General features: G+C 30.6%; 12 protein-coding genes and 1 pseudogene. All 13 read right to left on the reverse strand.

The features are described from left to right. Positions 1-66 precede the first annotated feature (66 nt). On the reverse strand, positions 67-2,370 hold the full coding sequence (locus GQ540_RS13080) for a glycoside hydrolase family 3 N-terminal domain-containing protein (protein ID WP_291801905.1): 2,304 nt from the start codon (positions 2,368-2,370) through the stop codon (positions 67-69). A gap of 11 nt (positions 2,371-2,381) precedes the next feature. Beyond that, the gene (locus tag GQ540_RS13085) at positions 2,382-3,911 is read right to left on the reverse strand and encodes a CotH kinase family protein (protein ID WP_291801907.1); all 1,530 of its coding nucleotides are present in this window, start codon (positions 3,909-3,911) and stop codon (positions 2,382-2,384) included. Positions 3,912-3,957: 46 nt separating this feature from the next. Further along, positions 3,958-5,220 (reverse strand): glycosyl hydrolase family 17 protein, encoded by a 1,263-nt coding sequence (locus GQ540_RS13090; RefSeq protein ID WP_291801910.1) that lies wholly within the window; start codon positions 5,218-5,220, stop codon positions 3,958-3,960. A gap of 15 nt (positions 5,221-5,235) precedes the next feature. Continuing rightward, positions 5,236-6,168, reverse strand: a complete 933-nt coding sequence (locus GQ540_RS13095) for a glycosyl hydrolase family 17 protein (protein WP_291801913.1) — start codon at positions 6,166-6,168, stop codon at positions 5,236-5,238. Between the two features lie 38 nt (positions 6,169-6,206). Further along, positions 6,207-7,091, reverse strand: a complete 885-nt coding sequence (locus GQ540_RS13100; protein WP_291801915.1) for a glycosyl hydrolase family 17 protein — start codon at positions 7,089-7,091, stop codon at positions 6,207-6,209. Positions 7,092-7,121: 30 nt separating this feature from the next. Further along, positions 7,122-8,552: an MFS transporter gene (locus tag GQ540_RS13105; RefSeq protein ID WP_291801917.1), complete on the reverse strand. Its 1,431-nt coding sequence runs from the start codon at positions 8,550-8,552 to the stop codon at positions 7,122-7,124. 55 nt (positions 8,553-8,607) lie between these two features. Beyond that, on the reverse strand, positions 8,608-9,621 hold the full coding sequence (locus tag GQ540_RS13110) for a glycoside hydrolase family 2 TIM barrel-domain containing protein (RefSeq protein WP_291801920.1): 1,014 nt from the start codon (positions 9,619-9,621) through the stop codon (positions 8,608-8,610). 60 nt (positions 9,622-9,681) lie between these two features. Then, complete coding sequence (locus GQ540_RS13115; RefSeq protein ID WP_291801923.1) at positions 9,682-13,131, reverse strand: hypothetical protein; 3,450 nt, start codon at positions 13,129-13,131, stop codon at positions 9,682-9,684. A gap of 68 nt (positions 13,132-13,199) precedes the next feature. Beyond that, the gene (locus GQ540_RS13120; protein ID WP_291801925.1) at positions 13,200-14,513 is read right to left on the reverse strand and encodes a glycoside hydrolase family 2 TIM barrel-domain containing protein; all 1,314 of its coding nucleotides are present in this window, start codon (positions 14,511-14,513) and stop codon (positions 13,200-13,202) included. 6 nt (positions 14,514-14,519) lie between these two features. After that, positions 14,520-16,034 (reverse strand): sugar porter family MFS transporter, encoded by a 1,515-nt coding sequence (locus GQ540_RS13125; RefSeq protein ID WP_291801927.1) that lies wholly within the window; start codon positions 16,032-16,034, stop codon positions 14,520-14,522. Between the two features lie 34 nt (positions 16,035-16,068). Further along, positions 16,069-17,472 (reverse strand): glycoside hydrolase family 30 protein, encoded by a 1,404-nt coding sequence (locus tag GQ540_RS13130; RefSeq protein ID WP_291801929.1) that lies wholly within the window; start codon positions 17,470-17,472, stop codon positions 16,069-16,071. A gap of 277 nt (positions 17,473-17,749) precedes the next feature. Beyond that, a complete protein-coding gene (locus GQ540_RS13135; protein WP_291801931.1) occupies positions 17,750-19,432 on the reverse strand; it encodes a family 16 glycosylhydrolase in 1,683 nt (560 codons plus the stop codon). 18 nt (positions 19,433-19,450) lie between these two features. Next, positions 19,451-20,316 (reverse strand): annotated as a pseudogene (locus tag GQ540_RS13140) (hypothetical protein); the annotation flags it as partial.

The raw sequence follows: 20,316 nt of genomic DNA on the forward strand, positions 1-20,316 counted from the left end.
GAATTAATTCTCAAGCTATTTTAATTAATTTAAATAAATCTCAATCATGAAATATTATTTAAAAACTTAATTAACATACTTTTTATAAAGAAACTTTTCACTTAGCATTTTTGAAGGATTACCACCAACTAACATTTCAAATTCTCCATCTTCAACAATCCATTTATTATCTGCACCAATAAACATTAAATCTTTTTTATTCAATTTAAATGTTACAGTCTTTACTTCTGAAGGATTCAATTCAATTTTAGAAAATCGCACTAATTTTTTTGAATCTGGTGAAACTGAAGCTACTAAATCACTTAAATACAATTGAATTACTTCTTTTCCTTTTATTGAACTTGTGTTTTTTACATCAATTGAGATATTTAATTCTTCGCTTAAAGAAATAGTATCTTTATTAATTTTTAAATTTGAAACTTCAAATTTTGAATATGACAGTCCATATCCAAATTCAAACTGCGGATAAAACCCATTATACCCCCAATTAACATCACGTATATCGGTTTTTTTATGATAATAGGTTAAATAATTCCCTGAGAATTTAGGATATGTGTATGGTAATTTCCCACTTGGATTTATATTTCCAAATAACACATCTGAAATTGCACTACCACCTTCTTGACCCGGGTAATATCCCATAATAATTCCATCAACTAAAGGTTCTATTTCTCTAATAATTCTTGGTCTACCTTGAACCATTACTAATATTATCGGCTTATTTAGTGCCGCTAATTTTTTAACTAAATTTTGCTGTGCTTTTGGCAAATCAAGTTCGTTAATATCTGAAGGTTTTTCAGTTGCTGGTAATTCACCTACACAAACAACTATATAATCTACATTTTTTGCTTTAGAAACAACCAATGAAGTATTTATATCTTCTAAATAATTTGTTCCTTCAACATATTGAACATTTGAAGCTCCTACTTCTTTTTTTATGGCGTCTAAAATTGTAAGTTTAGTTGTATCGTTATACTGAGTATCTTGTCCTAAAAAAGTTCTTGACCAAGCGCCATTTAAAACATTAATTGAATTTGCCGAATAACCTGTTACTAATACTTTTTTTGATTTTTTTAAAGGAAGTATCTCATTTTCATTTTTTAACAATGTAATTGCCTCACTTGCAGATTTATAATTTTTAGCAATATGTTTTTCACTTCCAAAATCTTTAAAGTCACTTGGATTATTATATGGAGTTTCAAAAAGATTTAGCTCAAATTTAAGGCGCAAAACTCTTGTAACAGCATCATCAATTCTACTCATTGGTATTTCATTATTCTCAACTAAATCAACAATAATATCAACCACTTTTGCATCGTAAGGATTCATTAATAAATCTAATCCTGCATTCACAGCTAATTTGGTTGCTTCTCTCATATCTTTAGCTGTTTGATGCGCTTCAATTAAAAATTGTATATCACTAAAATCTGAAATTACCACACCTTTAAAACCTAATTCTCCTTTTAAAATATCAGTTATATAATATTTATTTGAGTGACAAGGAATCCCATTAACGGCGTTAGAACTAATCATAACTCCTTTTGCACCTTCAGCAATTGCTTTTTCAAAAGGTGGTAAAAAATACTCTCTCAAATTATTTTCAGGAATAATTGCATTTGCTCTGTCCTTTCCATTTCTTCCTGCTCCATAACCCAAAAAATGCTTTAAACAAACTGCTGAATTTTCTTTATTTCCTAATTCATTTTGTTGAGAACCTCTTACGTAAGCATTTGTCATTTCTGAAACCAAATAAGGGTCTTCTCCAAAACTTTCAGAAATTCTTCCCCATAACGGACTCATAGCTATATCTGCATTTGGATTGAAATTCCAAGGAAGAGAAGCAGATTTTGATTCATATGACGTTATTTTGGCACTCATTTCTGTTAACTCCGGATTCCAAGTTGCAGCCATTGCAATTTGATGTGGAAACATCACTGAGCCTGCAACATAATTTGCTCCATGAATATTATCTATTCCATACAAAACAGGAATTCCTAATCTTGATTTTTTAATAGCTGAATCTTGAATTGTTTTTACTATTCTGTACCACTCTTTATTATCGGCTAAATAACCTGGCGTATTATGAATTGACCCAACATTTAAATCAATTATATATTTTTTAAATCTCTCAGCATCAAAAACAGCTTTTTCACGTTCATCCCAATAATCACCAGTTAAAACCGTAGGTAAACCAATATTCAACATTTGACCTGCTTTTTCTCTTAAGGTCATTTTAGCTAATAAAGTCGTAACTTTTTTTTCAGTTTGTATTTCCTCTATATTCGGTTTCATTGAAATGTTAGATTTATTTGACGTTGTACAGCTCCAAATTAATATTGAAATTATAATTATACTAAAGAATGGTTTCATTATGTTCAATTTTACAAACTATTAAATGTATTTTCTAGCCAATTCATACGTTCAGAATACCAACTTTTTAAGTGATTAACTTCCTCTTCATACGTGTTATAAACTACAGGATTTGGCCAAACATAAATTCCTAAAGTTCCCCAAACCATATCATTTTCTTGTTGAGACCATTTTAATTGATTCGCATAAAAATCCATTTTATCTAAAATGAATTCTTTATTCTCACTAAAATATTCAAAACGTGCTTTAACTTTAGTTACAAATGCTTCGTCTTCGAAAAGTCTTGCATACCATTTATGATCTTTCACCCAAAAACCTTCGGCATATTCACTATCCGCGTAGTCAACATTTCCAAAAGCCAAATCGAAATCCCAAAGCGGTCCCATTTTAATTTTTTCGCCAGGAATAACATTTAAAAAAATGCTCGAAAAATCTTTTGAATCAACATTTTTTGTTATTTCACTAATTAAATACCAATCAATAAAACTATCAATATCAATATATTTGGCATAACCATTTGTTGGGTCTTTAAATTGATCACTATTTAAAACAGATTCAAACTCATTTAATAGATTTTTAACATAATTATATTCTGTACTATCATAGGTTAAATCAGGTGCTTTAATATTTATTAAAAAATTACCTGTATAAAAGAATACATCATCAGGGTCTAGCCTATCTAATTGATCAATCTCTAATAAATATCCGTTTCCTTCTAAATTAACTCTGTTAGCTCCTTCTTCTACTTTTTGGGTAATATTGTAAGTCCCGTTATAATTATCATTAATAAAAACCTCTGCAAAATCAGATTCAGGTGTCCAATCTAAATTACTTAAATAACCCATTTCAAAAGCTATAGAATTTCGCATCATAGTTTTGTCTGAATATTCAGCTAAGAAAAGCCATTTTTTTTCTTCAGGCATACCTAAAACTTCTCCTTCATCACCTAATTTTAATTGATACGGTTTTTTAGGATGAACATACCAAGTAGAGTTTCCTCTACCTCTAATTTTCATTGAAGAGTTTTCTAGATTACTAAAATTTCTTCCACCTTCAATTATAACATCACCTTCAATATAATCATCTTTTGAATCTATTGGAGCATTATTATCCGTTGTAAGATATATAACAGGCAATCCTGTAAACTTTGTAATATCTACATCATACGTAATTTGTGAACCATTTAAAGCTTTAACTATATATGTAACAATGTTTGTGAAATCATTTTTAGTAGTTGCACTTAATTGACTTACATTATTTACTAAAATTGTTGTACCATTAAATTCAAAAGTAGGTGCTAATTGAGAAACATCAATATTTTGAGGTATTCTTCCTGAAATTTTATTCCCTTCAATTGTTAAATACACATTTGAAATTAAGGTTGGATTATTTGTTGTTAGAAAAGAAAATTCAGTAATTTCAATATTTTCAACAACAATAATTTCAGGTTCATTCTCATTATTACAAGCATTAAAAGCGAAAATTAAAATACTTAGTTTTAAAAAATTGAACAGGCTGTTTTTAACTGATTTTGATTTCATTATAACTTAAATTTTATTATAAATATATACCTCTTTTTATTAATAGTTATTCTTCCAAATTGCTTTTTGAAGGGATTTCAAGTAAATAATTTAATAAAAGTTCTTCATCTCCATTGTAACTTTTAGAAATTTCATTTCCATTTCTAGTTAACCCTTTAAAAACTCCTTTATCAACTAAATCCCATAAAGCATATTTAGCCTTACCATCAATCGTAATTAATCCAAAATGATTTTCAGAACCTAAAGGGTTTTGTGCATCTTTCCAGTTTTCGTCAAATGCTTCAAAGTAGAAACAAGACATACCAACTGAATTTGTCCAAGATCTCATATGGTCGTGAAATAGTTTTTCTTTATACTCATCTGCAGCACCTGAACCTGTTGATCCATAATGCGACTTTCCTGCAACTGTAGCCCAACCTGTTTCACCAATATGAATTGGTTTATCAACGCCCACATTTTTTATATATTTAGCTGCAGATTCATATTCAGCTATTGCATAATTTTTAGCTCTTAACATTGCTGCATCAGATTTTTCTATAACCATTAAGTTCTCTTCATTCTCTGGAACTTTCCAGTAATTTGAATCATAATGACTACTATGAAAAGGATATGTGTGTAATGAAACATAATCCACTGCATTTAATAATTTTGTTAAATCTTCATTATGATAGCTATCGTCTCCGCCTCCCCAAGAAGCAAAATTATCTGAACTTGTAATCCATAAATCAGAAGGTAATTTTTTTGTTTTTTTCAAATCTTGCAAGTGGTTTACCCATTTTAAAATAATAGTTGGACTCACATAAAAACTACTTGCCCAATGTACCATAGCTTCATTACCTACTGCAATAATTTTAACAATATCAGGATATTGATTAGTCAACGCAATTGCTCTTTCAATTTCACTTGTATTTGCTACAACATCTTCAGCATTATGATTTGGATTATCAGTCCAAGCATTTTCACAATCTATCCAAGCACCTAACATTACATACATTTCAAAATTAGAGTCTTCTTTTTTTAATTGAGAAATGGCTTCTAATAAATTTGAAGTTTGTTTCAATTTGGTGTTATACGTACGTAAAACCTTAATCCCCATAGCATTTAAGATTCGCATGTCTTCTTTTAGTTCATTAATAGTTGGTTGAATTTCACGTGTATTATCACGATATCCACCATACGAAATAGCTAAATATGCTGGATTTCCTAAAATGTCTTTTGCTGAAATTTCTTTATTAGTAACAGTTGGTGCACAACTGAACATTATTACAGATAAAATAATTAGTAAAATAGTTGATTTTATATTTTTCATACTTTAAAATTTAAGTTAACAAACAATATGATTTTCCATGACTAATTTTGGAGTTCTATCAACTTTAAATAATCCCCAATGTTTTTCAGGCTCCATTTCTTCTTCAGATCCTTTCCAAGGCTCATCAAAAGCTTCAAAAACAAATGTTAGAATGTCATCTTTAGTATTCCAATTCATTAAATCGTTATAATATATTTTTTGAAATTCTTCACTTACATTTGTTGGACAAATACCTCTTCCGTTAGAGTTTGTAGCCCAACCAGCTTCGGTAATCACTACTAATTTATCAGGATATTTATTGGAAATTGCGTAGTAATTTTCTTTGGTGTATTGTAAGGCATCATGAATATTTTTGTACTCCCACACCGGATATGTATGAATCGAAATAAAATCTACAACTTCAACTAAATCTTTTAATTTATCTAACCAAGGCGCATAATTTTCGCAAAATGTAACGGGTTGCTTTGCTCCTTTTTTTATAGTTTTAACGTAATTAATAACACTTTTAACTGGCACATAATGATCTGTCCAATCTACACAGGCTTCATTTCCTGCAGATAATGAAAAAATAATTGTTGGATATTGATTGGCTAACTGTATTAATTTTTGAATTTGTTGCTCATTCTTCAATTTATTTTCATTCAACTCTTCTTCTGAAATAATTGGTGTTTCCCAAGGGCAACCATAGTTATTCATCTCGGCAATAATATAAGCCCCAAGCATCACTTTAAAATCCAATTTTTCTTTTTCAATAACTTCTAAAACAGTTTCAGCGTGCGCATCACAATCATATAAACGAAGATATTTCCAATGTCCTTGAAGCATTAAAAGGTCTTCTTTTATTTCTTCATATGTTGGAACTTCTCCTCCAGGCATTTGACCTTCCCTAAAACCTGAATAACAAATTGCTTTTCCCGGCTCTATATTTAATTCTTTTGAATAGTTCATTTAGTAATAATTCGTTAAAAAAGTATTAGGTGTAACATTTAGAATTTCAAATTTTCATCTTTATCCCAAAGTCCCCAATAGGCTCCAACATCTCCTTCTGCACCTGTTTTCCATGATTCGTCAAATGAAGAAAAGTAAAACATTTCAATATTTTCTTCTTCAGACCATTTTTGTGCATTTATAAAATATTTAATAGCATTCTCATGTGAAGGCTGTGCTCCATGAAAAACCTGCCCTTTATTTGGCCAACCAGTTTCAGAAATTATAACTTGTTTTCCCATAGAAGACTTTTTTACCCTTTGATACATGTCTTTCATATATAAAAGTGAATAATCAAAATGGCAACCTTCCCAATAAGGATAGCAGTTTGCGAAAATCACATCACAAGCTTCGGTTATTTTTGGTCTATTTTCAAATTCATAATAAGCATCAACATAACCAACTGGTATTGTTGGAATTGCTTCTTTCACCTCATTTATAAAATTTAAAAGTTCTTCTTCGGTTAAATCGCCTCTGTACATGACTTCATTTCCAACAGCAGCAAGATCTACATATCCTTCTTTAGCTATTTTTATAAGATTTTCAATCTCTTTTTTATTTATTTCATCATCATCTCCCAACCAAGCGCCAACCAATGTTTTTATACCTAATTCATGTGCTATTTTAGGTATTAATTCATTACCATCAGTACATGAAAAAGAACGAATCCATTTTGTATAGGGTTTTATAATTTCAATTCTCCTTCTTATTTGTTCTTCAGTAATAATATCACCTGGCTTTTGACCTTCTTCATACAAGCTAAAACAAAGTCCATGCATACCATTATTTAATACCTTACTAAATAAGGTTTTTAATTCTTCATTACTACTATTAGTATGATCTAAACCTACTAATGATTTTATTTTACCTGCTCTAAATGACATGATTTTTAGTATATAAATTTTAGGTTTTAATTACAATTTACCTCTTGTTTCTTCTAACGTTTTTCTAATTTGATGTGCTTTTTCTTCAGTAATATCATATTTCCACATAACAACTACTGCTAATAAAGCCGTTGTTATTGGTATAATAATATCTGCAATTCTAAGGTTTGTTAAGGTTTCCATTGTTTGCGTTGGTTCATTTTGATCCCAACCAACAAAAGAAAGTATAAAACCACTTAATCCTAAAGCAAGAGCTGACCCTATTTTAACCATCCACCAATATACGGCACCAAAAGTTCCTTCTTTTCTTGGCATACCATTGTTTAATTCATCCAAATCACATAAATCGGCTGTCATAGACATCATTAAAGTGAACAAACCTCCAATACCAAATGACATAAACGGAATTTGAATAAACATTAACCAAGGGTTTCCTGGATCAAATCCCCACCATTTAATTGCATAACCAACAACAGATATAAGTGTAGCAATAATAAAAGCGTTCTTTTTTCCCCATTTAGTAGCCATTTTGGTAATTATTGGAATTACCAAAAACATAGTTGCAACTGCAGCCATCGTATTATACCAAGCTGGCCAAGTCCCAGCAGATCCATAATTTCCATCAAACATATAATACACAATAATAAATAGTGAAAATTGTGCTACAATTTGAAAACCATTAAACACCAAAAAAGTTGCTCCACATACTCTTAAAAATGGTTTGTTGTTTATGATTTCCGTTATTCCTTTAAAAAGTTCTTTTAAATTAGCTGAAAGGTTTTTAAGTGAAAGGTCTGATTTCCCTTCAATATTTGATTGATTTATCTCTTTACAGAAAAATGCTGGCATTATTGCTAAAACAATACATAGTAAACCTGCTATTATAGATACCGTTCTTACTCCTTCGGTTTGGGTTGCAAAAATATTTGGTTGTGCAATTACCCACCAAATCCAAGGTGCTATCATCCATGCTATTTGTCCAATAAATTGAGAAGATGCCATTAAGCGAGTTCTCTCATGATAATCTGGTGTCATTTCATATCCTAATCCAATAAGAGGTGTTGCAAATATTGTATAGCCAATGTAAAAAACAAATGATAACAATAAAATATACCAAAAATGATACGTTGATGAATCTTCAGGATTTAATTGCCACATCATAATAAATGAAATACCCGTTATAAAACCTCCCAATAAAATATAAGGTTTTCTACGTCCCCATTTAGACCTAGTATTATCTGAGATGAATCCCATTATTGGGTCTGTAATAGCATCTAAAATTCTTGGAATCATAGACAAAACACCCGCTTTTGCGGGACTCATTCCATAAGCAACCACTAAATAATACATAAAAGCACCTAATGCTGCTGGAAATAATTGATTGGCTAAGTTCCCCGCTCCAAAAGCAAATTTTTGAATTAATGGGACTTTATCTATAGCTGCTGTTTGATAATGATTCATTTTACAAGTTTTAGTTGATATATTCTGGTTACTGTTGGCTTATTCATTATTATTATTATTTTGTTTTTGTTTCAGTATAAATTTGTTTAACAACATTGTATGCTTTTTTCTTATTTCTATCAATATCAACAATGCCCCAGTACTCTTCATTTGGAGTACCATCATACGGTACACCACTGCTATTTGGTGCCCATCCACCAGAGTTTTGAATATCAATTTCACCTGCTTTCCACCAACCGTCTGTAAATGAAAAAAGCGCAACTCCCATACTTTTATCTTTGGAATTAATTATTGCTTGTAAAATATTTTTAGTAGCCACTGCTTGAGCTTCTTGATTTTCACCTTGTTTAAAATTATTTTTTGAAATTGTCATATAACTATCAGCGCCTGCTTCAGAAAGATATATTGGCTTTGTGCTTATAGAATTCCATTCAGAAAAAAGACTTTCTGGATTATCCCATCTATATACATTTATTCCCCAAATATCAATACTTGAACAAATTGTTAATGCTAACTTTTCAGGTAATTCACCATGTGCAGTAGCTACAGGATGATTTGTATCAATTTTATGAATACTATCTACTGCTTTATTTAATGATATATACCAATTTTTTATATCGTTGTTAAACCATTCTGGGTGGTAGTTGTATTCATTTCCTAACTCCCAAAACAAAATTGCCTTATGGTTTTTATACGTTTTTATATAATTGAGAAATGAACCTGAAAGTATATCAAAATTACCATTTTGATTATAGCCAAAACCCATTATAACTTTAATTCCAGATTTTTCAATTTCATCAAGAACAGTAACATCATCAATTGGTTCATAAACTCTAATTGTATTAATTCCTGCTTCAACCATTAAAGCTAAATCTGCTGTTAAATTGTTAAAACTTCTTTGGGTACTTCCTTTTGGGACTGGATGATAACAAATGCCTTTAATAAAGTAAGGAGAATCATTCAAAACTAATTGCTGCTTATAAATTTTCACTACTTGTGAATCAACAACAGTTGTACAAGAAGCTATACTTATTAATGCTAAAACTATTATTATCAACCTTTTACTCATTCTACCCTTATTTAAATTACATCCTATTGCTTCTTGTCTAATTCTAAATTAAAAATTTATTTAATTTTGATGAAACGACACTATTATTTTTTCTATCTCACCGGTTCTACTAAATATTTTACTGCTTATTTCACTCGTTACACTTAAATCATCAAACCGTATAATTGAAGCGTTACTGAAAAATATTTCTAATGAGTTTTTTGAATTTTGCTTGTAAATAATTGGGACTTGACAATACGTAAATCCAATACTTTTTTCTTCTAAATTAATTTGTTTTTCTTGTTGATGAACGTCAATAAAATTAAATACTTTAGGTTCTCTTAAAAATTCATTAGTTCTTAATAAAATTGGATTAAAATAGAGTTTTCCATCTTTCACAAAAACACCTAACTCACCAAATCTGCTTAAAATATCTTCTTTTACTTGCCCTGTCATCCCAGGTTGTTGTGCACCTTTTCCGCCAGGTGTATGTGAGTAAGGATCGGTTGGGAAAGCTCCGTATAATTCAGGAGATTTATGAACTCCAATACCTTCATTCATTTCATAATAATGATCCATTAATTTTCCTCTAAGAACCAAATTATTACTATTATTAATTGCTTTAACACATACTTCTTGAACGGCTAATACAAGCTTAGAAACCATATGCCAATAAATAGAACCTAAGCCTTCATACCCATAAAAAGTACCTGATCTTCCAGTAAATGATTTATGTTTAAAGGTTTCTTCAAAAATGTTTAATAGCAAGTTTTTATCCATTTCAACAAGCTTATTATACTTATTTTGAGGTAATTTTAAGAGTTCTTCTTTTAAACTATTTGCATTGTTAAAATTACCGTTGAAATGGTAGTTTCCTAAACAATCTTTTTCAATTATTTGTGAGTTTCCATCTAATAGTAACTGTTTTAATAATTCAGATTTTTCAATAGCATTGGCAGAAATATTATTTTTCTCGTAAAATCTTGACAATTCTTTATTTGGATACAATAAATAACTATACTGATCGGATCTAAACAAAGCACTTGATTTTAAACTATCTAACAGTTCTAAACTTGCTTCATATGAAAGAAATCCAGAACTTAATACCGCAACTTGTCCCTCCAGCATTTCAGCTAAATATGAAATTGAAATTTCTTGATCATTTTCAACAGTCATTAAATTGTATGCATGATATAACTTATCTGTTCTTTTATTTGCTTCAATAGTATGATCTATAAAGTGAAGTGTTACTTGTATAAATTTTAATAAATCTTCTTTAGAAATTGTTTTTTTAGAGCCTGAAAAAGCATTTTCATAAATAGTTACTCTAAAATTACTTCCAGCATTTCCTAAACCATCTACTATTAATTTTCTTTTTGCATCTGAAATTTTTCCAGTTAGCAGATGTTCATTTTCGTCCAAAGTAGATACTACTTCATTGAAAAAGACAGCTAATTCTTCAGAGATTTCTACAGTTTTAATGGTTGAATTTGATACAGTTACTTCAAAGAAATTTAAAAACCGACGCAAATAAGAAAGCGTTACCATAGATACACCATTACCAACCAAGGCATTGTTTGCATCATTCCATTCAGGACGTTGGGTATTCATCCAAATACCAGCTTCAGGAATAAAGTTAGCTACTTTAGCCAGTACCGTTGCTAGTAATTTTTCAATTAAATTAACTTTATAAATAGTGTTTTTTTGGCTTAAAAGTAACGCACCATCAGCACCTAGCTTAACTTTATTTTGATTGATCTTTTCATCTAGTTCATGGTCAAAATCTATAGTATCTTTAGGGTTTTCTAAAATTTTTGAATAGCTTTTAATTTTATAAGGCACATTTGCATACACAAATAGTTCTTTATTAAAATAACTTGCCAATTTTGTTGGGTAATGATTTTCTATAAATTCTAAAAATTTCAACAAATAAATAATTTGATGATCTCCCCAATAACCAATATATGACCAAGGATCATTTGGCTCAATTGTTTCCCAATCAAAACCATCTTTTGTTACTCGATATGGATTATAACCTTCAAACGTGGTTGCATTTAAAAACTTATGAATCATACTTTCAATAAATTCAGGATATGAATGCGCTAAAGCTTCCCAATTTTGAAAAATATCTCTCCAATTCCCTTCATAATCTAAAATTTTTGAGCCATCAACTTCACTTCTTGTGTTAATTGAAAACTTATTCCAAGGGCGACTTGGATCTCCGTGTCTTCTGCTAAATTTCAACGGCATATATTCAAAACAAAGTCTTTTAAAATTTGTATCGTTTTGATTATCTGCCAATTCTTTTAAGTGCTTTAATGAAAATTCTTCTGGTAGATTTTCTAAAACTACTTCATTATTTTTATGAACTATTTTATTTGCTTTTTCAATATATTTTGTAAAATCATCTTTTTCAATTTGATAATTATTATCAAAAATACCACCTCGCATATTATTAAAAAGCGTATTTGAAAAATGCCTTGTATTGCGTAATTTATCAGCAGTTAATTGTAAACCATCTGCTGAACTTGTGAGCTCAATTAATTTTCGAGTGCCTTTTTCAATGTCATTTTCAATAAGTGAAATTAAATTAGCTTCATCTTTTATTTTTGCTCTAATTGCTTGAATAGAAGAAATGGTTTGGTTAACATCAGCTATTTGTAGCCATTTTTTTTCTTTTCCTGCTGATAAGTTAAAATCTGAACTAATAAAATAAGCTCCTTTTTCGGCTCTAACATCAACTTCCTGTTGAATTTCTTTTCCTTTTCTGAAGTTATTAATTTGTAATGAAGAAACTAAATATCTTGGATTGTTAATACCTAAAGACCAAACAATGTTTGCTTTTAGCGCTTCACTTGGTTCAGCTTTATCAACAATAATAGCACTTAAAGCGTACATTCCTATACCAACTTCAGCATCTAACTCATTTTTTTTATAAGCATCAACTAAATTGCTTTTTGTACTTTGTAATTCTTCACCAGCACCAAATGGGACAATATTTTGAAGACCATCTAGTATTGAAACTTTAACTGGATTGGTTGTATTATTGCTTAAAGTTGACTTTTTAACAAAACCAAACAAATCACTTGAGTTCCACTCATACTTAAATGTTAATCCTAAAAAATGATTTATTTCTTCAAAAATAATTTTGTTTCCAAAGTTATTTTTATACAAGTTTCTACTTATTTTATAAATACCTTCATAATTGTTTGAAAATGGTTCCCACAAGTATGCTTTATTATTTATTTGAACACGTAGTGCAGTTTTGCTTCCAGTAATTTGAGAACTTTCTGCAATTTTATCATCAGTATAATATGGAAATAACGCATTGTCACTATTTTTTCTTCCTGCAGATAAACCTCCATTGCTAGAAATAAACATCCAATGATTTGAATGACTAACAATGCTCATAAAAAATGGTCTCATTTCATCTACATTAGAAATCTTATAATAACTTTCATTTCCAATAGTTATAATTTTCCCATTTACCTCATTCACTTCAAAAGAAGCTTTATTTTCTCCTATATACATCTAATTCTGTTTCTAATTTAATATGGTGTTTTTTACTAAAACCCATTATTGATTTATTACTTGTTCGCTTAAATTACTTTAAACGGAATGTTGGCTGTTGCTGAATGTTCATTTCCATCATCTATATAAACAAACAATCTATACATTCCCTTCGTTTTTGGTGCTTTAAATTGTAATTCTCCTTCATTATTACTTGTTATGGTAATCTCAACAGCATCAGGTTTTTTTTCGAAATCTCCTCCATCACTTAAATCTGTACTTTCAAATAAAATTTCCCATTTATAATTTAACTGATCATTTTTAGCGTCCATTATTTTTAAACTTGCCAAACATTCCTGATTAGCGTTTAATACCACATTATTATAACTTGTTTTATCATTTACCGTAAATGATGTTATTTGAGGTGTTCTAATTTTTGGCCAATCTCCGCTCCAAACATAATGCATCACATCAACAGCTTCGGTTTCTTTACCATCTTCTAAAAAAATGCCATACCAAGTTGGTGTGCGCTCTTGTTTTTGTGACCAAAGAAATACGTACGAACCAACACACTGCAATGAATCTGCTTCAATAGCCCCTTTATATCTTTTTAAATAATTGGCTGCTTTTACTGTGCTATTTTCTTCAATTGGTGCTCCCCAGTCTGTTTTTGGAACTTCCCAATGTCCCGTTGCTCCCCATTCTGTTACCATGTATGGGCCATCCCAACCGTATTTTTTAACAAGTTTGGGTAATTCAAGGATTTTTCCATACATCTGAAGAGATAGTAAATCTAAATCTGAACATCTATCTTTTATATAGTTAATTTCTTGCTGTGAAATTCCAGCCAATGTTGTAGTGGTTAAATGATTTGGATCAACCTCATGTATCATTTTTGAAATATCATTAACAGCATCCCAAACTTTTGGGTTGGTTGAACGCAAATTCAACTCGTTTCCAATTGCCCAAATTAATAATGCTGGATGATTTTTTAATACTAAAACTTCTTTTTTAATGTTTTCAAATTGATTTTTTACCGCAATTTTATCATTATAATTAAAGCCATGGCGCTCTCTAGCAACTTCAATCCCCATAGTTACTTTTATACCGTACTTATGAGCTTCATCTAAAACTTCTTTACCTGTTTGCTTACCGTTTCCTGTTCTCCAAGTTCTAAATGAATTTCCATGATGTTCAGCTAATGATTTAATATTTCCAAACTCTAATCCTGCGCCTTTTATATAAAATGATTTATTATTTACTAATAATTCAAATTTACCATTGGTATTAGTTAAAGTAACTTTAACTGGAATAGAATCTTTATATACTGGTCCTTTTTCTATTGGTTTTTTACATCCATATAATACCATAAAACAGCTTATAATTATAAAAATATTTTTCATTTGGGGTTATTCTTTTATTAATAATTCTTGTACTTCTTCTAGTGTTTTCCCTTTAGTTTCAATAACATACTTGTAAACAAAAAATACCGATAAAATTGCCATACCTGCATAAATTGCAAAAGTGACTGTTGGCCCTAAATTGGTGAGTTCCCACGGAAAAAATTGAGTTACAGTGTAACTAACTAATGAATTAAAGAAGCCAACAATAGAAATTGCAATTCCCTTTACATTTCCCGGAAAAATTTCAGACAACATCGTCCACATTACAGGCCCTAATGAAATTGCAAAAGCAGCAACGTACAATAGAATTGCGACCAATACTAAGGTTGAATTTATTGCTATAAAGTTTTTAACTTCGTTTTGTTTAAATTCTAAAAATTGCGCGTTATTTAATTTCGTTTCTATCGTAGTAAATAATTGTTTTTGTGAAGTAAATGTTGTCCCTTCTAAATCACTTAAAGCCGTTTTAATTTTAGTATTCCCTATTTTTTCAATAGTTGTATTATCAAAAATATACGTTGCATTGTTAAATGCCAAAGTTGCCATTGATAATGAAATTGCCATTGCCGAAGTACCTATTATAAGTAATGGTTTTCTTCCTAATTTATCTATTAAGTAAATAGCTATAAATGTGAATATTACATTGGTTAAACCAACAACAATTGCTTGTAAAAACGAAGCATCAGTACTACCTCCAGCTTGCTCAAAAATAGTTGGAGCATAATAAAAAATTGCGTTGATTCCTGTTATTTGCTGAAAAAATGCTAAACCAAAAGCAATAATTATAATTACTTTCATTCTTTTACTAAAAAAATCTGAAAAAGTTCCTTTTGCTTCTTTCTTAGCAATACCTCTCTGAATTTCTCCAATAGTTGTATTTGCAAATTCTTCACCACCAATTTTAACTAATGTATTTTTTGCTATAGTTACTTGATTTAATTTTTGAATAATCCATCTTGGACTTCTTGGAACTAAGAATAATGCTAAAAAGTAAATAATTGCAGGAATTGCTTCTACACCTAACATCCATCTCCAACTTTCTCCCTCAAGATTTATCAAAAAATAATTAGAAAAATATGCGACAGAAATTCCTAAAACTATGTTTAATTGATTTAAAGAAACTAAACTACCTCTTAATTTTGGAGGCGCTATTTCAGCAATATAAATTGGCGCTATTAATATGGCTCCACCAATACCAACTCCACCAATAATTCTAGCAATTACAAATGTCACATAAGTTGTTGCTGTAGCTGACCATAAAGCAGATATTGTAAATAACATTGCTGTAATTATCAGTAATTTTTTTCTTCCAAATTTATCACTTAGCGGACCTGCAAGTATATTTCCTGCCATAGCTCCAAAAATTACACAACCTACTGAAAATCCAAGTTGCCAATCGGTCATTTCAAAATAAGTTCTAATTCCATTTACAGCTCCTGAAATAACAGCACTGTCAAAACCAAGAAGAAAACCTCCCATTGCTACAATTAAACTTATAAAAATAGTGTACGATTTTTTCATTGCGATTGACATTTAAGTTTAATAATTGTTCTTTTTAATTCAAAATAATAGTTTGAATAGCGTGTGCTGGTATGCTTAAATTTGATGTTTTACCCTCAAGAGTTAACATATAATTTACAGGTTGATTACTTTCGTTTAAAGCTACAATTACAATACTTTCATCGGTATTTAAAAAGGCTGTTGCAATTAATTTATTTGAAGTTGTTCCTGAAGATATTCTTTTAGCTCCTGGTCTTATAAATTTTGAAAAGTGACCAATATAATAATAGGAATTCGTGAAAGTTAATTCGTTAGTTTGTGTATTTCCGTGAACCGGTGCAAAACAAAGGTTCCCAACATGATTTGGACCTCCTGTTTCATCTAGCAAAATATTCCAATCTGTCCAAGCTACTGTTCCATTATTAAAATCATTAATCATAGCTTTTCCGTAACGTTCAGCCAATTTGGGATCGTTAATTCTTTCCCAGCTATAAGATTCATTAGTACCTTCGGTAAATATTAAATTTTTATCAGGAAATGCTTCATTAACTTTAGCAACATTATTATACATTGGTATACCGTCTTTCCAATCTTCATACCAATGAAAACCCATTCCCCAAACATATTTATTTGCTTCTGGGTCACTTAAAATTACTTGCGCTCTTTCAAATAATAAATCTCTATTATGATCCCAAGCTATAATTTTTTTATCTCCTAATTCTTCTTTTTCAAGTGTTGGACCTAAATAATTTTTTAAAAAATCACGTTCTTCTTCAGCCGTATAAATACAAGATTCCCAACGCTGAACAGCCATTGGTTCATTTTGAATAGTTAAACCCCAAATTGGTACTCCTTCCTTTTCATAAGCTTTTATAAATTTTGCATAATAATTTGCCCAAGGCTGATGAAATTCAGGTTTTAATTTACCCCCTTGCAACATATTATTATTAGTTTTCATAAATGCAGGCGGACTCCAAGGACTTGCGTACATAGTTAATTCCCCTCCTGCAGCTGCAATTGCTTTTTTTGTAAATGGAATTCTAAATTGTTTATCGTGACTAATGTTGAAGGTTTCTAATTCTTTATCTCCCTCTTCAATATATGTGTAGCTTTCGCTTGAAAAATCGCAACTATGAATAATGGTTCTTGCTAAAGTATAACCAATTCCTTTATCAACACTATAATATGCTTCCATAAAATGGTCCTGATTTTCTTTTGAAAGTTTATAAAATGTTTCAGCAGATGCATCAGTTAATGCAGCACCAATACCTAAAAAAGTTTGAAATTGTTTTGATGGAGATACTAAAATAGAAACTTCAGTTTCTAATGGTTGTTTAAAATCTGAAAATATTACTTCTCCTGTTAACTGTAATTTAGTATCATCTAATGCTCTTGTAGTGTATACTTTACTTTTAGTAATTTTAGTTGTATTAGAATTTTGAGAAATTGTATTTTGCATAACTACTTTATTTTTGGTATGCTGGTTACAACTACTTACTAAAAATTGAGTTATTAAAAAAAAAGGAATGATTTTAATGTAACTATTATAATTCATTTTACAGTTTTACTTGTTAGTAACATATTCAAAAGTAAGCTCCATTACTGAAATATATTTGTACTATTTTGTCATAAAAACAACCTTTTATATAACTATATAGTACTTTATAATATTTTTAAGTAAAAAAAATTAAAAGGCTAGTAATTTGAAGTACTAACCTTTTAATTTAATTCAATAATTATTGGTAAACTTTTACGTACTCAATTTCCATTACATCTTCTGTAAATGCAGGATCAATAGTTCCACCAAGAGAGCCTCCCATGGCAACGTTAAAAATCATAAAGAAATCTTTATCATAAAATGGTAAATCAGCATTATTAGCCATCTCTACAACTTTCACATTGTCAACAAGTACTTGTATTGATTCTTCAGTCCATTCAAGAGAATACACATGAAACTCAGTAGTTGCATTTGATATTGCTGCAGTTTCTCCATACATTGCATTTGCTAAATCAGTTGTATTCCACCAATGAAATGTTCCTAAAGTATTATTTTTATCATCTCCTAATTGTTCCATAATATCAATTTCTCCACATTGTGGCCAACCAACATCAGTAAAATTAGAGCCTAACATCCATAATGCAGGCCAAGTTCCTTGAGCTGCAGGTAGTTTTGCACTTATGTCAACTCTACCATATTTAAAATCATATAGACCTTGTGTTTTTAATCTTGCTGAAGTATAGCCTCCGCTACCATCTGCTTTTGCTATAATTTTAAGAACACCACCTTCAATAATCACATTTTCAGCATTATCAGTATAGGTTTGTGCCTCTCCATTACCCCAGCCACCTGCGCCAAGATCGTATGTCCATTTTGCTACATCTGGGGCTCCAGCTGTTTCAAAATCGTCAGACCATACTAAATTTGTGAATTCAGAGCCTCCTTGTACAGGTTTTGTTGAAGTAAATAATTGGTACCATGCAGCACCACTACCACTTGCTGAATTTTCTATAATTCTAACTCGCATGTAATTTTCATCTATAGAAATAATATCATAAGTACTTGTACCAGCATTCCAACCCATAAATCCACCATCTGAAATCTCAAAAGACGTACCTCTATAAGGTACTTCATTATAAGAACCTTCTAATGCTGCTTTAGATCCAGACGGAAACAAGGCAACATTTTTAACGCCATACATATCAGTGGCAACAGTATCATCATGACAAGCATCACCGTCAACACCTATAAAACCTGCATAAGTTCCAGGAATAAATGCCGGACCTGCTGTTTGTTCAAATGTTATACCCTCAGCTGTTTTTGTAAATACAAATTCATCATCATACATACATCCTTTTTCTTCATCCCAAGCTTCAATACCATCCCACCAAGATTCATATGCAAATTCTCCATTACCGTAATCATCATAAGCTGTACCCATACCAACATGTAGTGGTAAATCAGCTGCCCAATACCATTTTTTACCTTCACCTATAATACCTCCACTTAAAATATTTTCAGCTTCTACATCTGAAAATGAACTGTAAACTGTAACATCAATTGAAGTAGTTGATGTAACTCCTCCTGTTCCAATTGCACTTACAATTACAGTAAAGTTATTTACTCCAACTTTAGTATATCTATGTGTTATAACACCAGAAGGTACCACTTCACTAGAACCATCTCCAAAATTAAAATTATAGCTTATCACATTATTGGCCGTTGTTGTAAATGTTACAAAACCACTACCATCTCCATTTTCAAACTCAGGATTATTTAAATCCTGCCCAACAATTACTGGGTCTGCTATTTGAACATTTGAGGGAGCAATTAGATCCCCCAATTTGTAGTTATCCTCTTCACAACTAACAAAAAATGCCAGTGTAAGGAAAAGACCAATTATATATTTTATATTTTTCATTTTTTATTGTTTTTTTAATTATTGAATAAATAATACATCATCAAAGTAATATATTTTCTCACCAGTTGTTGCTCCATCAGTACCAAAATTGAAAAAGATAGATGCCTTGTTATAAACCCAACCATTATTTAAACCAACGCTTAAAAGCTCTGTTCCAGTTGCTTGATTCGTAAAATCAAACTCTAAAGTTTCCCAACCTCCTGATACGGTAGTGTTAACCTCTGTTTCACAGGTATGTGTAACATCATTTGCATCTTCAATTTTCAAACGTATTGGTGTACCAGCGTCTGGCGACCAAACACGAACTGTCATTTTAGAATTAGTTAATGTAATAGGAATATTTGTTGCAAAACCGGCATCAGTACCAATTGTAGTACCTGCCCAAAGCGGTGCTGAGGTAGGTTTTATAACTTTCACTATCATGTTATTAGCATCGTTAGGATCTACAATAAGCTCAGAAATGTTATCTCCAAAATCAGTTAGTGTATAATCTACAGTTGAGCTTTCAAAATCTACCGGAAAATCTATTTGAGTTCCAGTTTCTCCTCCACCGCCAGTACTAGAACCTTCTCTTACTAACTTGAATGACCAAAATACTCCTGTACCAGTTTCAATAACTAAGTTCATCGTATTGTCGTTATCTGATAAAACTATATCATATGTAATAGAAGTTGGGACACTAACTGCATCTAGTTCTCCTGCATTGTTTGCCTTTGGAATTCCTAAATAGGCTCCTGTACCATTAATAGTTACTTTACCTCCAACTGCATCATAGCTATAAGTTGCAACAGCTGTTCCATCATGAGGGGCTACTGGAGCTCCACAAGCATCTGCAGTTCCTTGCCAAGCTTCAAGCCAAGTATCAGCTCCAAGAACATTGCTAA

This window comes from Lutibacter sp. (assembly GCF_013139515.1).
Lineage (GTDB): Bacteria > Bacteroidota > Bacteroidia > Flavobacteriales > Flavobacteriaceae > Lutibacter.